Source organism: Mixta sp. BE291 (assembly GCF_031457955.1).
Taxonomy (GTDB): domain Bacteria; phylum Pseudomonadota; class Gammaproteobacteria; order Enterobacterales; family Enterobacteriaceae; genus Mixta.
This window is the reverse complement of sequence record NZ_JAVDXN010000002.1, coordinates 180,018-197,000: the sequence shown is the minus strand read 5'-3', so window position 1 is coordinate 197,000 and position 16,983 is coordinate 180,018. Positions and strand designations below refer to the sequence as shown.

Here is a 16,983-nt window from a genome sequence, read left to right as displayed (position 1 = left end):
AAACCTTAAATCACCGTGTATGGCGCAATATCACCTATGTTGCAACTTTGTGCAACCGTGTTAATTGTGAGCCTGTTAACACTCTACGCAAACGCTAAATTGTTAAATCAGCGAAAGCGGCATGGTTCTTGCTGCAAATATCTCGCCAGGTTTGCGCAAGCCTGTATTTCCTGGCACCGAAGCGGTTGCGCCAGAAGTGCAACTGGACGAAGTGTGACCTGGTGCAACCTTCTGAACTTATGATGGTAAGGGGTAGTGAATTCACTGTAACAGCGGTGTTAAATGCATTGTGCGTGGTAAACCTTTCCGGCAGGATAGCGCGCCAGTGATTAACGCATAATAAGAAACCGTTGCGTTCCAGCGGGATGACAGGGCAAATAACCCTCTGCTTAATACCGATAATAAATGGAGAACCTGATGACAGTAAGCACACCGATGTTGGTGACATTCATCATCTATATTCTTGGCATGGTGTTAATTGGCTTTATAGCCTGGCGCTCAACCAAAAACTTTGACGATTATATTCTGGGAGGACGTAGTCTGGGCAGCCTGGTGACCGCACTGTCAGCGGGCGCATCGGATATGAGCGGCTGGCTGCTGATGGGGTTGCCGGGTGCTATTTTTCTGGCGGGCATTTCCGAAAGCTGGATCGCCATCGGTCTGACCATTGGTGCCTGGCTGAACTGGAAAATTGTCGCCGGTCGTCTGCGCGTGCAAACCGAGCATCACAATAACGCCTTAACGCTGCCGGATTTCTTTACCAGCCGCTTTGAAGATCGCAGCAAACTGCTGCGCGTTATCTCTGCCATCGTGATTCTGGTGTTCTTTACCATCTACTGCGCATCCGGCATCGTGGCGGGGGCGCGTCTGTTTGAAAGCACCTTCGGCATGAGCTACGAAACGGCGCTGTGGGCCGGTGCGGCCGCCACCATTCTCTACACCTTTGTTGGTGGGTTCCTGGCGGTAAGCTGGACCGATACCGTGCAGGCCAGCCTGATGATTTTCGCGCTGCTGTTAACGCCGATTATGGTGATTATTGCCGTGGGCGGCTTTGATGACTCGTTGCAGGTGATCAGAGCGAAAAGCCTGGAAAACCTTGATATGTTGAAAGGGCTGAACTTTGTTGCGGTGATTTCGCTGCTGGGTTGGGGGTTGGGCTACTTTGGGCAGCCGCATATCCTGGCGCGCTTTATGGCAGCCGATTCCCATCGCTCGATTCGTACCGCACGCCGTATCGGTATGGCCTGGATGATCCTCTGCCTGGCGGGCGCCGTCGCGGTAGGCTTTTTCGGCATCGCCTATTTCCAGAATCACCCTGAGCAGGCGGCTGGCGTGAACGAAAACGGCGAACGTATCTTTATCGAACTGGCGCGTATTCTGTTTAACCCATGGATCGCGGGCATTCTGCTTTCGGCAATTCTGGCGGCGGTAATGTCGACGCTGAGCTGTCAGCTACTGGTCTGCTCCAGCGCCCTGACGGAAGATCTCTACAAAGGCTTCTTTCGTAAAAACGCCAGTCAAAATGAGCTGGTGTGGATTGGACGTATGATGGTGCTGGTGGTTGCGCTGATTGCTATTGCGCTGGCCGCTAACCCGGAAAACCGCGTACTGGGCCTGGTAAGCTACGCCTGGGCCGGTTTCGGCGCCGCCTTTGGCCCGGTAGTGCTCTTCTCTGTTTGCTGGAAACGCACCACGCGCAACGGCGCGCTGGCGGGTATGGTGATTGGCGCGCTGACCGTGCTGGTATGGAAACACTACGGCTGGCTGGATCTGTACGAAATCATTCCTGGCTTCCTGTTTGCCAGCCTTGCTATCTACGTAGTCAGCCTGATGGGCCGAGCGCCTTCTGTTGAAGCGCAGGCGCGCTTCGATGCGGCAGATGCTGAATACCACACCAAATAAGCGTTCAAAACGTATGTCAGGCCGGTAGCGATACCGGCCTTGTTTATGCCTGTGATTCACCACCCACTTGCCCAAACAAGGGAGCAGGGCAAAGCCACATGCCCCTGAAAACCAGCAAATATGCACCAAACAAGGGAGCAGGCAGGCTGGCGCGGAGTAAAGCTTCCGCGTCATGGATGACGCGGCAGAGCCCCCAGGGATGGGTTCACGGCGACTTTACGGAGCGCCTGCCTGCCTGCGACCGCCATACGCGCTACGTAAACGCAGCCCTGCGACCGCCATACGCACTCTAACGCTCCATAAACATAGCCCTACGGCTGCAAGCAACATTTCCGTCTCAAACTAAAAAATAATCACGCAAAGTCACTTGTTTTTTATCTGCCGATAATGATAATCAGTATCGTTTGTGTTTACGCTTCTTTACGTCACTTTACGTGCATAAAAACTATCGAGGATCAGGCATGTTCGTTCCCTTTCTCATCATGCTGCGCGAAGGGCTGGAAGCGGCGCTGATCGTCAGCCTGATCGCCAGCTACCTGAAACGTACCCAACGCACCCGCTGGTTCGGCGCAATGTGGGCTGGCGTCTTTATCGCTGCCGCACTCTGCCTGGCGCTTGGCCTGTTCATCAACGCTACCACCGGCGAATTCCCGCAAAAACAACAAGAACTCTTTGAAGGCATCGTGGCCGTCATCGCCGTCATCATCCTCACCTGGATGGTCTTCTGGATGCGTAACGTCTCACGCAACGTCAAAGCGCAGCTGGAAGTAGCCGTCGACCAGGCGCTGCAAAAAGGCAACAACAACGGCTGGGCGTTGATACTGATGGTCTTTCTCGCCGTGGCGCGCGAAGGGCTGGAATCGGTCTTCTTCCTGCTTGCCGCCTTCACCCAGGACGTCGGTATTGCGCCGCCCGTCGGGGCCGTACTTGGGCTTGCCACCGCTGCGATCATTGGCGCGCTCATCTATTGGGGCGGCGTCAAACTCAACCTGGCGAAATTCTTCAAATGGAGCAGTCTGTTTATCATCTTTGTCGCCGCAGGCCTGGCTGCCGGGGCAATCCGCGCTTTCCACGAAGCGGGACTGTGGAACCACTATCAAACCATCGCCTTTGACCTGAGCAGCACGCTCTCCACCCACACCCTGATCGGGACGCTGCTGGAAAGCCTGCTGGGTTATCAGGAAACGCCCACCGTCAGCGAAGTGGCGGTCTGGATTATCTACCTGATTCCGGCGCTACTGCTGTTTTTTATGCCTGCCCGGCCCACGGCCGTTGCGGCCCGTTCAACACGCTAAACCCACTGGCGCGCATGTCGCGCCTGTTTATGACTTTAACAGGGACACATCAATGACGATTTTCACTCGCCGTAAAGCCTTACTGACTTCCCTTATGGCCTGGTCGGCGCTGGCCAGCGCGGCCGACGTACCGCAGGTTAACGTCAGCGTGAATGACAAACAGTGCGAGCCGATGGCAATCACCGTGAATGCGGGCAAAACCCAGTTTATTATTCGCAACAACAGCCAAAAAGCACTGGAGTGGGAAATCCTCAAAGGGGTCATGGTGGTGGAAGAGCGTGAAAATATCGCGCCAGGCTTCACGCAAAAACTGACCGCCAACCTTCAACCCGGCGAATATGAAATGACCTGCGGCCTGCTCAGTAACCCGAAAGGCAAACTGATCGTCAAGGCCACGGGCGCGGAGCAAAACAGCGACAAACAGGCCGAACTGGCGCAGCTTGGCAGCGCGATTGCTGACTATAAAACCTGGGTCACGGCAGAAGTCACTCAGCTGGTCAGCGGCACTAAAGCCTTCACCGACGCGGTCAAAGCGGGCGATGTGAAAAAAGCGCAGTCGCTCTATGCACCCACCCGCCAGCATTACGAGCGTATCGAACCGATCGCTGAACTCTTCTCTGACCTCGATGGCAGCATTGACGCGCGTGAAGATGATTACGAACAAAAGGCGGCCGATCCTAAATTCACCGGCTTCCATCGTCTGGAAAAAGCGCTGTTTGGCGATCACAGCACCGAAGGCATGAACGCTTATGCCGATCGTCTCTATCAGGACACGCTGGAACTGCAAAAACGCATCAATGCGCTGGCTTTCCCGCCGGGCAAAGTGGTGGGCGGTGCGGCGGGCCTGATTGAGGAAGTGGCGGCCAGCAAAATTTCTGGCGAAGAAGATCGCTACAGCCGTACCGACCTGTGGGATTTTCAGGCCAACGTCGAAGGCGCACAGAAAATTGTTAATCTGCTGCGTCCGCAGCTGGAAAAAGCCAATCCGCAGCTGCTAAGCAAAGTGGATAACAACTTCAAAAAAGTCGAAGCCATCCTGAGCAAATACCGCAGCGGAGAGGGCTTCGCCTCCTACGAAAAACTCACGATCACCGACCGTAATCGTCTGAAAGGGCCGATTACCACGCTGGCGGAAGATCTGGCGCTGCTGCGCGGTACGCTGGGGCTGGATTAAGCAGGATGAAAAAAGTGACCGATGCGGCGATGCCTTCACGGCGTCGCCTGTTAAAAGGGCTCGGACTGCTGAGCGGTGCCGCCGTGATGGGCGGCGGTTGTCCGGTCAGCGGCGCAGCGGCGCAAAGCTTCTCGCCCGGCGCGCTCTCCCCGAATGCCCGCGAAGAACGCCAGCCGTTTTACGGCGCGCATCAGGCAGGGATCACCACACCGCAGCAGGCAGCGATGATGCTGGTGGCTTTTGACGTGCTGGCGAATGATAAAAGCGAACTGGTGCGACTGTTTACGCTGCTTACCGCACGCATCGCCTTTCTCACCGAGGGCGGCAGGGCGCCGCTGCTCTCTAATCCGCAGCTGCCGCCGCTGGATTCCGGCATCCTCGGCGAGCATATCTGGCCCGATAATCTGACAATCACCGTCTCGGTTGGCGACGCGCTGTTTGACGAGCGCTACGGCCTGGCGGCGCTGAAACCCGCTAAGCTGCAAACCATGACGCGTTTTCCCAACGACGCGCTGGATGCAGAAAGCTGCCACGGCGATCTGCTGCTGCAAATCTGCGCCAACACCAACGATACCGTGATTCATGCGCTGCGCGACATCATAAAACATACGCCCGATCTATTGGCGATTCGCTGGCGGCGCGAAGGGTTTATCTCTGAACATGCGGCGCGCAGCCGAGGCAAAGAGACGCCCATTAACCTGCTGGGCTTTAAAGACGGCACGGCCAATCCTGATACCGCGAACCAGGCGCTGATGGATACCCTCCTTTGGGTAACGCACGAGCAGCAGGAACCAGCCTGGACGCAGGGCGGCAGCTATCAGGCGGTACGAATTATCCAATTTCGCGTTGAATTTTGGGACCGCACGCCATTAGGCGAACAGCAAACCATTTTCGGGCGGGAAAAACTCAGCGGTGCGCCGCTGGGGATGAAAAACGAACACGATGAGCCGGACTACACGCAGGACCCGCAGGGAAAAGTCATTCCGCTGGATGCCCATATCCGCCTGGCTAATCCACGCACGCCGCAAACGCAAAGCAGCCTGATGCTGCGTCGCGGCTACAGCTATTCCGCTGGCGTCACGCCTGCCGGTCAGCTGGATATGGGGCTGCTGTTCGTTTGTTATCAACACGATTTAGAAAAAGGGTTTTTAACGGTGCAAAAACGGCTCAACGGTGAAGCGCTGGAGGAATATATTAAACCAGTGGGGGGAGGCTATTTCTTTGTGCTGCCCGGCGTGGCAAATAATCAACAATATCTGGCACAGTCATTACTGGAGTCCTGATTAACGTCTGGTCTCTCGTCTGGCTATAAATGACGGGAGACTGTTTTTTACTCACCTTTTTACTGCGCACTTATTTTTTCCGCTCGTTACGAATTTTCTGAATTATCTCAACGCTATTTAACCTTTTTAAGTCCTTGTTTAAAAACAATAAATAAAAGTGTCATCTTTTTCCTGAGGTTGGATGATTGTTTTTTATTCATTCAGGTAAAATTGCTGTTGCAAATTTAGAAGAATCTGTTGCACTTTATACAGGTCGGCAGTCTGCAATGACCAGCTTCCTCGATGGAGAATGCGAATGGAAAAGTCCTGTAATGGACAACCCGTTTCAAATAAAAAACTTCGCACGTTGTTGCGCGCGTGTTTTTCTTTCTCCTGGTTATTTTCATCTTTTTTCAATCCTCCCGGCTTAACTTATCCCTTTTATGATTTCCGGCGTATGCTTACGGCATATGCTCATTCAATGGCTCGTAAGGCTCTGAAGGAAGCCACCCTCTAAAGCGTTCACGTAATCGCACCCGATCGGCTCAGGTGCGGGAAATGAAACCAATTGTAAGGTGCCACTATGGGAAGACAGAAAGCAGTGATCAAAGCGCGTCGTGAAGCTCGTCGAGTGCTGCGTAGTGATTCACGCAGCCATCGTCAGCGTGAAGAAGAATCGGTCACCTCGCTGGTGCATATGGGTGGTCTGGATGCCATTGGCATGGCGTGTGATTCACGCGACCGTTCACCGATTGAGGCGCGTAATGAGGCTCAGGCGCACTATCTCAACGCCATTGAGACAAAACAGCTGATCTTTGCCACCGGCGAAGCGGGGTGCGGTAAAACCTGGATTAGCGCTGCCAAAGCAGCAGAAGCCCTGATTAACAAGGATGTCGACAGGATTATCGTGACCCGACCGGTGCTGCAGGCCGATGAGGATCTGGGCTTTTTGCCCGGTGATATCTCTGAAAAGTTTGCTCCCTATTTCCGCCCAGTCTATGACGTTCTGGTTAAACGTCTCGGCTCTTCCTTTATGCAATATTGTCTGCGTCCCGAAATTGGCAAAGTAGAAATCGCGCCCTTTGCTTATATGCGTGGGCGTACCTTCGAAAACGCGGTGGTGATCCTCGATGAGGCGCAAAACGTCACTGCGGCACAGATGAAAATGTTTTTAACCCGCCTCGGCGAGAACGTGACGGTTATCGTTAATGGCGATATTACCCAGTGCGATTTGCCTGCGGGCGTGACATCAGGCCTGGCCGACGCGCTTAATCGTTTTGTGGAAGATGAAATGGTAAGCCTGGTGCGGTTTGGTAAAGAGGATTGCGTGCGCTCCGCGCTCTGTCAGCGCGCGCTGCATGCTTATAGTTGATTGAGTGAGTAGCTGTAGCCCAAGCCCGGACGCAAGTCCGGGCTTTTTTATGCAGACAAAAAAGCCTGAACTTTCGCTCAGGCTTAATTAGGCGCTTATGCATACAAAAAAGCCTGAACTTTCGCTCAGGCTTTCTCGTTTAAGATGGCGGTGAGAGGGGGATTGACTCGCTTCGCTCGCCCTGCGGGCAGCCTGCGGCTGTCCAACCTGCTGCGCACGTTGTCGAACCCGGCGGGGGTTCTCATCACCCCTCTCAAGCGGTGAACTATGCAGACAAAAAAGCCTGAACTTTCGCTCAGGCTTTCTCGTTTAAGATGGCGGTGAGAGGGGGATTCGAACCCCCGATACGTTGCCGTATACACACTTTCCAGGCGTGCTCCTTCAGCCACTCGGACACCTCACCGTATTGTCTGTTGACACCGCTCTGGGTGGCAACGGGGCGCTACTATAGGGAGTTGTTATTAAAGGGTCAAGCACTATTTCTGCCTTTCGTCGCCGCCGGTTAAGGCTTATACAATTCGCTCGCTTTAATCGGCTGTCATAAAAATGACATCGCCGCGTAAGAAAAATGACACCCCGCTGACTTACGCTTCTTTACACATCGCGTAACGGAAATTTACACAGGAATAAGTAAATGAAAAAACAGCCCTTATTAGCATTGTCCCTGTTAGCAACCCTGATCGGTGGCAACGCTATGGCGGAGATGGCTACGCTGTCACGCGCGGCAATGGGTGATATTACCCAACAAGGCGGCGCACGGCGGGTTAATGGCGATCAAACTGAAGCGCTGCGAGCCTCATTAAGCAACGCACCGGCAAAAAACGTCATTTTACTGATTGGCGATGGCATGGGCGACTCGGAAATCACGCTGGCGCGTAACTATGCCATGGGCGCGGGCGGCTTTTTTAAAGGCATCGATGCGCTGCCGCTTACCGGACAATATACCCATTATTCGCTGGATAAAGAGACGCATAAACCCAGCTATGTAACCGATTCAGCCGCCTCGGCGACCGCCTGGGCCACCGGCGTTAAAACCTATAACGGCGCGCTTGGCGTTGATGTTAACGGCAAAGATCATGTCACGCTGCTGGAGCTGGCTAAAGCCGCAGGCAAAGCCACCGGCAACGTCTCAACCGCTGAGCTGGAAGATGCCACGCCTGCGGCGCAAATCTCTCATGTCACCTCACGCAAATGCTACGGCCCGGTAAAAACCAGCGAGCTTTGCGCCAGCAATGCGCTGGAGAAGGGCGGCAGAGGATCCATTGCTGAGCAGCTACTGGTTGCGCGTGCCGACGTTACGCTGGGCGGTGGCGCGAAAACCTTTAGCGAAGTAGCCAAAGCAGGCGATTATCAGGGAAAAACGCTGCGTGAACAGGCTGAAGCGCGCGGCTATCAGCTGGTGGGCGATCTGCAAACGCTGAATGCGGTTAGCGCAGCGAACCAACAGAAACCGCTGCTGGGCCTGTTTAGCGCGGGCAACATGCCGGTGCGCTGGCAGGGTCCGAAAGCCAGCTATCACGGTAACATTGATAACCCAGCGGTCACCTGTGAGGTGAACGCGCAGCGTCCAGCCAGCACGCCAACGCTGGCGCAGATGACCGATAAAGCCATCAGCCTGCTTAGCACTCATGAAAAGGGCTTTTTCCTGCAGATTGAGGGTGCCTCGATCGATAAACAGGATCACGCTGCCAATCCTTGCGGGCAAATTGGTGAAACGGTTGATTTAGACGAAGCGGTACAGAAGGCGCTGGAATTCGCCCGTAAAGATGGCAACACGTTGGTGATCGTTACCGCTGACCATGCGCACTCCAGTCAGATCGTTGAAAACGGCACCAAAGCGCCGGGCCTGACGCAGGCGTTAAATACCAAAGATGGCGCGGTTATGACCGTCAGTTACGGCAACTCAGAAGGAGAATCGCAAGAGCATACCGGTTCGCAGTTGCGTATTGCGGCTTATGGCCCGCATGCGGCAAATGTCGTTGGCCTGACTGACCAAACCGATCTCTTCTTTACGATTCACGATGCGCTGGGATTGAAAAAGTAAGCGCGATGAGTACAACACCTGCTTGCTGATAGGATATCCCGCGCCGTGTGCAGCGCGGGACGCTTGCTGGCTTAGCGCTTAGGAAGAGGCCTTCACGCGGTTAGCAAAACTCTTACGCAGCTTTTGCAGCTTAGGCGGGATGACCGCCATGCAGTAGCCGTTGCGCTGGCCTGCGCCTTCCCAATAATTCTTGTGGTAATCTTCCGCCGGATAAAACTCCTTCAGCGGTTCGATAGTGGTGACGATCGGGTCGCTGTTATCCTGCTGCGCACGGGCAATTGCCGCTTTGGCTTCCGCTTCCTGTTCAGCGTTGGCCGGGAAAATCGCCGAGCGATACTGGGTGCCGATATCGTTGCCCTGACGGTTCAGCTGAGTCGGATCGTGGGTAACAAAACTGATATCCAGCAGATCGCCAAAGCTGACTTTCTCTGGATCGAACCCGATGCGGATCGCTTCAGCATGACCCGTCGCACCGCTGCATACCTGCTCATAGGTCGGGTTAGGGCGTGTGCCGCCGGTATAGCCGCTCTCTACGGATTCAACGCCGATAATGTCTTTAAACACCGCTTCGGTACACCAGAAACATCCGCCTGCAATTACTGCATATTCAATGGCCATTCTTCTACTTCTCCAGATGGGGTCGTGATGCTAAGTTAATTATCCTCGCATAATCTGCTGTTCACCGGCAATTGGCGCCGCTCTTTCTGTTCAGCTAAGCGCCTAACCGGAAAATTTTTCATGTTAAACCGGCGTTTCCGGTTAAATTTTTTGTGCCAGTAGCGAATTATGCATTAGCGACGCAGACGCAGTATCAGGCCGCCCGCCGCCGCCAGAGTCGCCAACGCCACCACGCCAGTCCAGCCCGCTAACGCTAACGCCTGGCTGCCAAGCACAGAGCCGCTTGCCATGCCGATAAAAATTACCGTAAACATCACCGCGTTCAGGCGGCTGCGTGCTGCGGGATCCAGCCCGTAAACCAACGTCTGGTGAGCAATCAACGTGGCCTGCAAGCCTAAATCAAACCCTATCGCGCTGATGACAATCACCACCAGCTGAGCCGGAGGCGACAGCAACGGCATCACAAACATCAGAGCGAATGAGACCATCACCAGCGCCGAGCCGATACGCGTTACCTGATGCGCACCGTGACGATCGGCGATAGCGCCAGCAATCGGTGCCGCCATCGCGCCTGCGGCACCCGCCAGGCCAAAAGCGCCAGCGGAGGCGCTGCCCAGCTGATAACGTTCGGCCAACATCAATGCCAGCGTTGACCAAAAGGCGCTAAACGCCACTGAGAGCAGCCCTTGCGCCAGCGCGGCACGACGCAGCGCGCCATGTTGCAGCCAGAGCTGGCCCAGCGAACGCAGCAGCGCCAGATAAGAGAGGCGCGAGCCGGGAGTAAAGCGCGGCAACGCCTGCCAAATCGCCAGCGTAATCAACAGCACGCCCAGCGCGGCGGCGGCATACATGCTGCGCCAGCCAAACAGATCGGCCACCGCGCCGCTGACCACGCGTGATAGCAAAATACCGGCCAGCAGACCGGTCATCACCGTACCGACCGTTTTACCGCGCTGCTGCTCCGTCGCCAGCGCCGCCGCTGCCGGAATAATATCCTGTGCCACGGTCGCCGCCAGGCCAATCGCCAGGCTACTTAGCAGCAGCATGCTGTATGTGCCGGTAACGCTGCACAGCAGCAGCGTTAAGGTCAGCAACAGCCCTTTCAGCAAAATGATCTGGCGACGATCGTAACGATCGCCCAGCGGCGTGAGAAACAGGATGCCCAGCGCATAGCCCAGCTGCGTCAGCGTTGGCACCAGCCCGGTTTCGCTGACGCTGGTATGAAAGCTGCTGCCCATGATGCTAAGCATCGGCTGGCTGTAATAAATAGAAGCGACGCTCAGCCCGGCACCGCTGGCCAGTAAAAACTGTGATTTCAGCGAGAGGCCCGCCGCAGCCGCAGGGGAAGAAGCAGTAACGATTGACATAACAGTATCTCCAGAAGCGAAAGTAGGGCTATTTTTCGCTTTTACGGCGCAGCCGGGTAGCCGTCATTGGGGTAAAACTGTTATACACTGAACGTATGAAAGAACTTGTCTCAGGCAGTACCGATCGTATAACGCTGCTGCATACGTTTGTGCGCATCGTGGAAAGCGGCAGCTTGTCGGCGGCGGCCCAGCAGATGCAAACCAGTCAGCCCACCGTTAGCCGACGTCTGCGCGCGCTGGAGCAGCTGCTGGGCGCACGTTTGATTCAGCGTACCACCCACAGCATGAAGCTGACCGATGACGGCGAACGTTGTTATCAACATGCGCGCCGCCTGACCGAACAGTGGCTGCTGCTGGAAGATGAGCTGCATGCGGTGAGCGATGAACCGGTAGGCGTGCTACGCGTGCGTGCGCCGCACGCCTTTGGTCAGGATCAGCTGATCGCGCCGCTGGGCGACTATCTACAGTGCTATCCGCATACCCGTATTGAATGGACGCTCAACGACCATACGCCCGATTTTATTGCCGAAGGCATCGACTGCGCGATTCACGTTGGCGAGGTTACCGATCCGTCGGTGGTCGCGGTGCTGCTGGCGGAGGTGCCGCGAATTGTGGTTGCCGCGCCCGCGCTGCTGCGGCGCTGTCCGCCGGTGCAAAAGGTGCAGGATCTGGCGCAGTTGCCCTGGCTGGCGCTGAACATGTTTTATCATAATGAGGTGCTGCTGACTGAGATGCACAGCGGCGAGCATTTCCAGTTTCCTATTACGCCGCGCCTCAGCAGTGACAGCCTTTACGCGATACGACGTGCGGCTCTGACCGGACTGGGCGCGGCGATGCTCTCGTCATGGATTGCCAGAGAGGATCTACAGGCGCAGCGGCTACAGCAGCTGGTGCCTGCGTGGCAGGCGCCGCCGCTGCCGGTTTATCTGCTCTATCCCTATGCCAGCTATTATCCGGCACGCCTGCGTCAGTTTATGGCGCTGATGCGTGAAGTGATGCCGCGTATTATTGGCACGCAGCCGCCCCGGCAGGTACAGGCTAAATTGTGATCGGCGGGGATTGACCCCGGCGTCAGGCATCAGGGAAGATGAGGCCTCTCTTTCTCAGTGAGAAACTTCTATGTCTGCACGTATAGTGATTGTGGTTGATATGCAAAACGGCGTGTTCACCACGCCGCGCTTCGATCGGGCAGGGCGCACCGCCGCGATTAATCAGCTGATTAGCGCCGCCGAGCACACTATTTTCATTCAGCATCTCGATGCGGATATGCAGCCTGGCAACGAGGCCTGGCAAATTTTGCCGGAGCTGCATCAGCCGCCGGGCGCGCACTATGTTAATAAAGAAGCCTGCGACAGCTTCTGGAATACCGAGCTTGATGAACTGTTGCAGCAGCTTAACGCCACCTCTTTTGTGATCTGCGGCTGCGCCACCGATTACTGCGTCGATACCACCATTAAAGTGGGCAACAGCAAGGGATATGCCGTTTGCGTGGCGTCTGACGCGCATACTACCGCACATCGCCGCTGGGCCACGGCAGAACAGCTGATCGAGCAGCATAACGAAGTGTGGGCCAATCTGATCATGCCGGGAAACACGGTACAGGTGGCGAGCAGCGCTGAGATCGTACGGGGCTGGCGCGCCGCCGCTTGATCGCTGAACGCCTTCTATACTGTTTTATAAAGGAGGCGCTATGTGCGGACGTTTTACGCAAATTCAATCACGCGAAGCCTGGCTGTCGGCGCTTGCTGGTCAGGCCGAGCGCAATATTGCCTGGGATGAGCAGCCCATCGGCCGCTATAACGTTGCGCCCGGCAGCAATGTGCTGTTGCTGAATCATCGCGACGATGCGCTGCATCTCGATCCGGTTTTTTGGGGCTATGCGCCGCCCTGGTGGCATAAAGCGCCGCTGATTAACGCGCGCGTAGAAACGGCGGCGGAAAGCAAAATGTTTCGCCCGCTATGGCAGCATGGCCGTGCGGTAGTGATGGCCGATGGCTGGTATGAATGGAAGCGGGAAGGCGACAAGAAACAGCCTTATTACATCTATCATCATCAACACCAGCCGCTCTTTTTCGCCGCGATAGGTCATGCGCCTTTTGCCCGCCCGCAGGAAAAAGAGGGCTTTGTGATCCTTACTGCCGCCAGCGATCGCGGCATGGTGGACCTGCATGACCGGCGTCCACTGGTGCTGGAGGCGCAGGCGGTAAGCGAATGGTTGCATCCCGATACCTCAGCGCAACGTGCCGCCTCGCTGGCGGAGCAGGCCGCGCTGGATGCGCAGCAGTTCAGCTGGCATCCCGTTAGCCGGGCGGTAGGCAGCCCGCGCCATCAACAGCCGGAACTGGTTGAGCCGATTGCCGACCCGCTGTGCTGAAGCGGCTAAGTCCACCTTTTTTTGCAAAATTCAGCTTGTTCTGAAAATTGCCTCCTGCCTGGCGAAGCCAAAAAGGGCGACTATACTGGTTTGGTACGATGTCCGCATGAAGAGATGCGAGATGGGCAGTCGGCTCAGGGCCGACCAGCAACAGGTCAACCCGGGAGAGTCGCCATCATTAGCTATCCAGCATTGTGCCACTTGTCTCACCAAGCCGCGCTTTAAACCTGCCCAGATTCGCCATCCTTCTGCTGCATCAAACGTTATACGCGTGTTAGTCCTATGGTGCTTGTTGCACTGTTAACCGCGTTAATCCGATCAGGAGAAAGAGTGTGAAAACCGTAGCAGCAGAACATCATCAATTACCTTCCCTGAGCGGCGGCCTCTACGCATTCTTTTTTGATGTTGACGGTACGCTGGCTGCCATTCAGTCGCGTCCCGATGAAGCTTTTATTCCCGAGCCGGTGCGCGATACGTTACAGACGCTTTCTCGCTTAAGCGATGGCGCGCTGGCGTTGGTTTCCGGCCGACCAATTCATGAACTGGATATGCTGGCGGCCCCGTTACGGGTGCCCGCGGCGGGCGTGCACGGCGCTGAGCGACGTGATTCCAATGGCGAACTGCATCGTATTTCTCTGCCGGCCACCATGGGCCAGGAGCTGAGCGACGTGTTGCATAACGCCATGGCGCAGTGGCCGGGTACGCAGCTGGAAACCAAAGGCATGGCGTTTGCGTTGCACTATCGCCGTGCCGTGCAGTATGAAGACGACGTGATGCAGCTGGCTCAACATCTGGTTGCGCGCTTTCCGAAGCTGGCATTGCAGCCGGGTAAATGTGTCGTGGAGATCAAGCCACAGGGCGTGGACAAAGGCGAAGCGATCAACGCTTTTATGGGAGAAGTGCCGTTTGCCGGGCGTATTCCGGTATTTATTGGTGATGATTTAACGGATGAAAAAGGATTCCGTGCAGTCAACGCGCTGCAGGGCATATCCGTGAAAGTCGGTGAAGGCTCAAGCGAGGCGCATTATCGCCTGAAAGGGGTGAATGATGTGTATGCCTGGCTGGAGCAAATTAAATTACAACTAGATCAAGACAAGACAACGTCGGTAAGGAGTCAAGGTTATGAGTCGCTTAGTAGTCGTATCTAACCGTATCGCTGTACCAGATGGATCCAAAGCCAGCGCCGGTGGCCTGGCGGTTGGTATCCTGGATGCGCTGAAAACTACCGGTGGATTGTGGTTCGGCTGGAATGGTGAAATTAGCGCCATTGGTGAAGAAGATAATGAAGATATCGATATCGTTAAGCAGGAAGGCATTACCTACGCCTCTTTCCCGCTGAATCAAAACGATTACGATCTTTACTATTGTCAGTTCTCTAACACCGTTATTTGGCCCGCCTTTCATTACCGTCTCGATTTAGTGCAGTTCCAGCGCGAAGCGTGGGACGGCTACTGTCATGTTAACGCGCTGCTGGCAGAACGCCTGCTGCCGCTGATCGAGCCAGACGACATTCTGTGGATTCACGATTACCATCTGCTGCCGTTTGCCGCCGAGCTGCGTAAACGCGGCGTGAATAACCGCATTGGTTTCTTCCTGCACATTCCTTTCCCGACGCCGGAAATTTTCAACGCGCTGCCGCCGCATAAAGAGCTGCTGGAAATGCTGTGCGATTATGATCTGCTGGGCTTCCAGACGGAAAACGATCGTCAGGCGTTCCTGGAGTGCATGGCGCTGCTGACGCAGGTACAGCATAAAGGGCCGAAGCTACATCGCGCCTTTGGCAATACCTTTGCCACCGAGGTCTATCCTATCGGGATTGAACCGGACAGCATCAAAGAGATGGCAGAAGGCCCGCTGCCGCCGAAGATGGCGGCCATGAAGCGCGAACTGGGCGATGCGAAAAACATCATCGCCTGTGAGCGTCTGGACTACTCCAAAGGGCTGCCGGAACGTTTCCTCGCCTATGAAGCGCTGCTGGAAAACTTTCCGCAGCATCGCGGTAAAATTCGCTACTCGCAGATCGCGCCGACCTCGCGTGGCGATGTGCAGGCGTATCAGGATATTCGTCACCAGCTGGAGACGGAAGCAGGGCGCATCAACGGTAAATATGGCACCCTGGGCTGGACGCCGCTTTACTATCTTAACCAGCACTTCGATCGTCGTCTGCTGATGAAAATTTTCCGCCTGACCGACGTCGCGCTGATCACGCCGTTACGTGACGGCATGAACCTGGTGGCGAAAGAGTATGTTGCCGCGCAGGACCCGGAAGATCCCGGTGTGCTGGTGCTGTCGCGCTTTGCCGGTGCGGCGAATGAGCTAACCTCAGCGCTGATCGTCAACCCGTACGATCGCGATGAAGTGGCGGCGGCGCTGGACAAGGCGCTGACTATGTCACGCACGGAGCGTATTTCCCGCTATAACGACATGATGACGATATTGCGTAAAAACGATATCAGCCACTGGCGTGAAAGCTTCCTGCAGGATCTGCGCGCGATTACGCCGCGCTCTGAAGAAGGCGACACGGATAATAAAGTCGCAACTTTTCAACGTCTCGCCTGATTAAGCGAACGCATCAACAAGGACGTTGATACGTTTTCCCGTTTTTACCGCTGCGTTTAATTTGCCGTTACGCCTGACAGGTCTGACATAAGTCACGGTCAGAGAAGCGTAACAACCGCATAAAATCGTGCATTCCGCCTTATTAATAGATTGAATGAAAAAAGCACAGGCGAGAACCGATCGCCTGTTTTTCATCCGTTCGTTACCCATTCAGGCAAAAAAGCGAGGCGGGCGATAAAGAAACCTTTAGCCGTGCCGATAGTTACTTAAGTTCCCTCCGCCTTTGCGCTAACTCATTCATACTCCTTATGTAACAACTTGTTACGCTTCCTGATGCGCTTCATACAATGCCGCTTCACTGTTAACGATTCGTTGTCAGAAGGCACTCATCTGACCTCTCTGCGGCAGACAGGATAATTATCTTCATTCGAAACGATTACACTAAGTGATTAATATCACAACGGCTTCTGCAGGGGTAAACCAGCATTAAATATGGTCGTGATAAAAATATGCCGCTGTTAATTTTGCGTAACAGCGCTTTTACCTCGCCCATGGCGCAATCTGAGCAAAAAGCAAACTTTTGCTGCGATTTTGTTAACGAGAAGCTAAAAATTTAGCAAAAAGTGGCTTTTTTGATTGCGGAATGCACTATTCACAAGCGTTACTGATGGATTATTTTCGACAATTTGCCTTAAAAGTGTGACGCAGATCACACTTTATCTAAAATTTTACCGATCGCTCGTTGTATGTCGAAATCAGAGGGGATACATTTGCACTGCTTTCGGAATTATCTTAAAAAAATGTAAGCGAACGTCACGGAAGACAGATACAACTCAAGTAATACATGGCCTGTAGTTATGACTATTACTGACTCAGTATCCCGGTGGGATGTGAAAAATGTTTATAAAAATGTTTGGCATCAGCCGCTGATTTTTTGCCATCTTTAGATTTACCAGCCAGCAACCAAGAATGCGGTAACCATTCCGCACAGTTAAAAGTAGAGTTAGTCAGGATGG

General features: G+C 54.7%; 12 protein-coding genes, 1 tRNA gene and 1 pseudogene. 11 read left to right on the top strand and 3 right to left on the bottom strand.

The annotated features are described in order from the left end of the window. Nucleotides 1-417: 417 nt before the first annotated feature. From putP to phoH, 5 genes are all read left to right on the top strand, one after another. On the top strand, nucleotides 418-1,902 hold the full coding sequence (gene putP, locus J2X14_RS06045; protein ID WP_352410326.1) for a sodium/proline symporter PutP: 1,485 nt from the start codon (nucleotides 418-420) through the stop codon (nucleotides 1,900-1,902). A 461-nt stretch (nucleotides 1,903-2,363) separates the two neighbouring features. Next, a complete protein-coding gene (gene efeU / locus J2X14_RS06040; protein ID WP_352410325.1) occupies nucleotides 2,364-3,197 on the top strand; it encodes an iron uptake transporter permease EfeU in 834 nt (277 codons plus the stop codon). Between the two features lie 52 nt (nucleotides 3,198-3,249). Beyond that, nucleotides 3,250-4,371 carry an iron uptake system protein EfeO gene (efeO, locus tag J2X14_RS06035; RefSeq protein WP_352410324.1) on the top strand — a complete coding sequence of 374 codons (1,122 nt, stop codon included), beginning with the start codon at nucleotides 3,250-3,252 and terminating at the stop codon, nucleotides 4,369-4,371. A gap of 5 nt (nucleotides 4,372-4,376) precedes the next feature. Continuing rightward, the gene (gene efeB / locus J2X14_RS06030) at nucleotides 4,377-5,654 is read left to right on the top strand and encodes an iron uptake transporter deferrochelatase/peroxidase subunit (RefSeq protein WP_352410323.1); all 1,278 of its coding nucleotides are present in this window, start codon (nucleotides 4,377-4,379) and stop codon (nucleotides 5,652-5,654) included. 562 nt (nucleotides 5,655-6,216) lie between these two features. Next, nucleotides 6,217-7,005: a phosphate starvation-inducible protein PhoH gene (gene phoH, locus J2X14_RS06025; protein ID WP_352410322.1), complete on the top strand. Its 789-nt coding sequence runs from the start codon at nucleotides 6,217-6,219 to the stop codon at nucleotides 7,003-7,005. A 315-nt stretch (nucleotides 7,006-7,320) separates the two neighbouring features. On the opposite strand, the gene J2X14_RS06020 is transcribed toward phoH, so the two are convergent. Next, nucleotides 7,321-7,408 (bottom strand) — tRNA-Ser (locus tag J2X14_RS06020). Between the two features lie 231 nt (nucleotides 7,409-7,639). Between J2X14_RS06020 and phoA the strand changes: the two genes are divergently transcribed. Continuing rightward, the gene (gene phoA / locus J2X14_RS06015; protein ID WP_352410321.1) at nucleotides 7,640-9,049 is read left to right on the top strand and encodes an alkaline phosphatase; all 1,410 of its coding nucleotides are present in this window, start codon (nucleotides 7,640-7,642) and stop codon (nucleotides 9,047-9,049) included. Between the two features lie 78 nt (nucleotides 9,050-9,127). Here phoA and msrA read toward each other — a convergent pair whose 3' ends face one another. Further along, complete coding sequence (msrA, locus tag J2X14_RS06010) at nucleotides 9,128-9,667, bottom strand: peptide-methionine (S)-S-oxide reductase MsrA (protein WP_352410320.1); 540 nt, start codon at nucleotides 9,665-9,667, stop codon at nucleotides 9,128-9,130. Between the two features lie 173 nt (nucleotides 9,668-9,840). Next, nucleotides 9,841-11,034: an MFS transporter gene (locus tag J2X14_RS06005; protein ID WP_352410319.1), complete on the bottom strand. Its 1,194-nt coding sequence runs from the start codon at nucleotides 11,032-11,034 to the stop codon at nucleotides 9,841-9,843. Between the two features lie 95 nt (nucleotides 11,035-11,129). Between J2X14_RS06005 and J2X14_RS06000 the strand changes: the two genes are divergently transcribed. The 5 genes and pseudogenes from J2X14_RS06000 (at nucleotide 11,130) to otsA (ending at nucleotide 15,967) form a co-directional block, all read left to right on the top strand. Continuing rightward, nucleotides 11,130-12,083 carry a LysR family transcriptional regulator gene (locus tag J2X14_RS06000; protein WP_352410318.1) on the top strand — a complete coding sequence of 318 codons (954 nt, stop codon included), beginning with the start codon at nucleotides 11,130-11,132 and terminating at the stop codon, nucleotides 12,081-12,083. A gap of 70 nt (nucleotides 12,084-12,153) precedes the next feature. Continuing rightward, nucleotides 12,154-12,684 carry an isochorismatase family protein gene (locus J2X14_RS05995; protein WP_352410317.1) on the top strand — a complete coding sequence of 177 codons (531 nt, stop codon included), beginning with the start codon at nucleotides 12,154-12,156 and terminating at the stop codon, nucleotides 12,682-12,684. A gap of 40 nt (nucleotides 12,685-12,724) precedes the next feature. Then, nucleotides 12,725-13,408, top strand: a complete 684-nt coding sequence (locus tag J2X14_RS05990; RefSeq protein WP_352410316.1) for an SOS response-associated peptidase family protein — start codon at nucleotides 12,725-12,727, stop codon at nucleotides 13,406-13,408. Between the two features lie 332 nt (nucleotides 13,409-13,740). After that, a pseudogene (gene otsB / locus J2X14_RS05985) lies at nucleotides 13,741-14,534 on the top strand (trehalose-phosphatase). Continuing rightward, entirely contained in the window at nucleotides 14,531-15,967 is a 1,437-nt protein-coding gene (gene otsA / locus J2X14_RS05980) for an alpha,alpha-trehalose-phosphate synthase (protein ID WP_352410315.1), read from the top strand. The pseudogene otsB and the gene otsA overlap by 4 nt, the downstream one beginning before the upstream one ends. The last annotated feature ends 1,016 nt before the right edge of the window (nucleotides 15,968-16,983 follow it).

Bases quoted from the DNA above. Each gene is read 5' to 3' on its own strand.
- putP (WP_352410326.1), top strand. From the start codon at position 418: ATGACAGTAAGCACACCGATGTTGGTGACATTCATCATCTATATTCTT.
- efeU (WP_352410325.1), top strand. From the start codon at position 2,364: ATGTTCGTTCCCTTTCTCATCATGCTGCGCGAAGGGCTGGAAGCGGCG.
- efeO (WP_352410324.1), top strand. From the start codon at position 3,250: ATGACGATTTTCACTCGCCGTAAAGCCTTACTGACTTCCCTTATGGCC.
- efeB (WP_352410323.1), top strand. From the start codon at position 4,377: ATGAAAAAAGTGACCGATGCGGCGATGCCTTCACGGCGTCGCCTGTTA.
- phoH (WP_352410322.1), top strand. From the start codon at position 6,217: ATGGGAAGACAGAAAGCAGTGATCAAAGCGCGTCGTGAAGCTCGTCGA.
- phoA (WP_352410321.1), top strand. From the start codon at position 7,640: ATGAAAAAACAGCCCTTATTAGCATTGTCCCTGTTAGCAACCCTGATC.
- msrA (WP_352410320.1), bottom strand. From the start codon at position 9,667: ATGGCCATTGAATATGCAGTAATTGCAGGCGGATGTTTCTGGTGTACC.
- J2X14_RS06005 (WP_352410319.1), bottom strand. From the start codon at position 11,034: ATGTCAATCGTTACTGCTTCTTCCCCTGCGGCTGCGGCGGGCCTCTCG.
- J2X14_RS06000 (WP_352410318.1), top strand. From the start codon at position 11,130: ATGAAAGAACTTGTCTCAGGCAGTACCGATCGTATAACGCTGCTGCAT.
- J2X14_RS05995 (WP_352410317.1), top strand. From the start codon at position 12,154: ATGTCTGCACGTATAGTGATTGTGGTTGATATGCAAAACGGCGTGTTC.
- J2X14_RS05990 (WP_352410316.1), top strand. From the start codon at position 12,725: ATGTGCGGACGTTTTACGCAAATTCAATCACGCGAAGCCTGGCTGTCG.
- otsA (WP_352410315.1), top strand. From the start codon at position 14,531: ATGAGTCGCTTAGTAGTCGTATCTAACCGTATCGCTGTACCAGATGGA.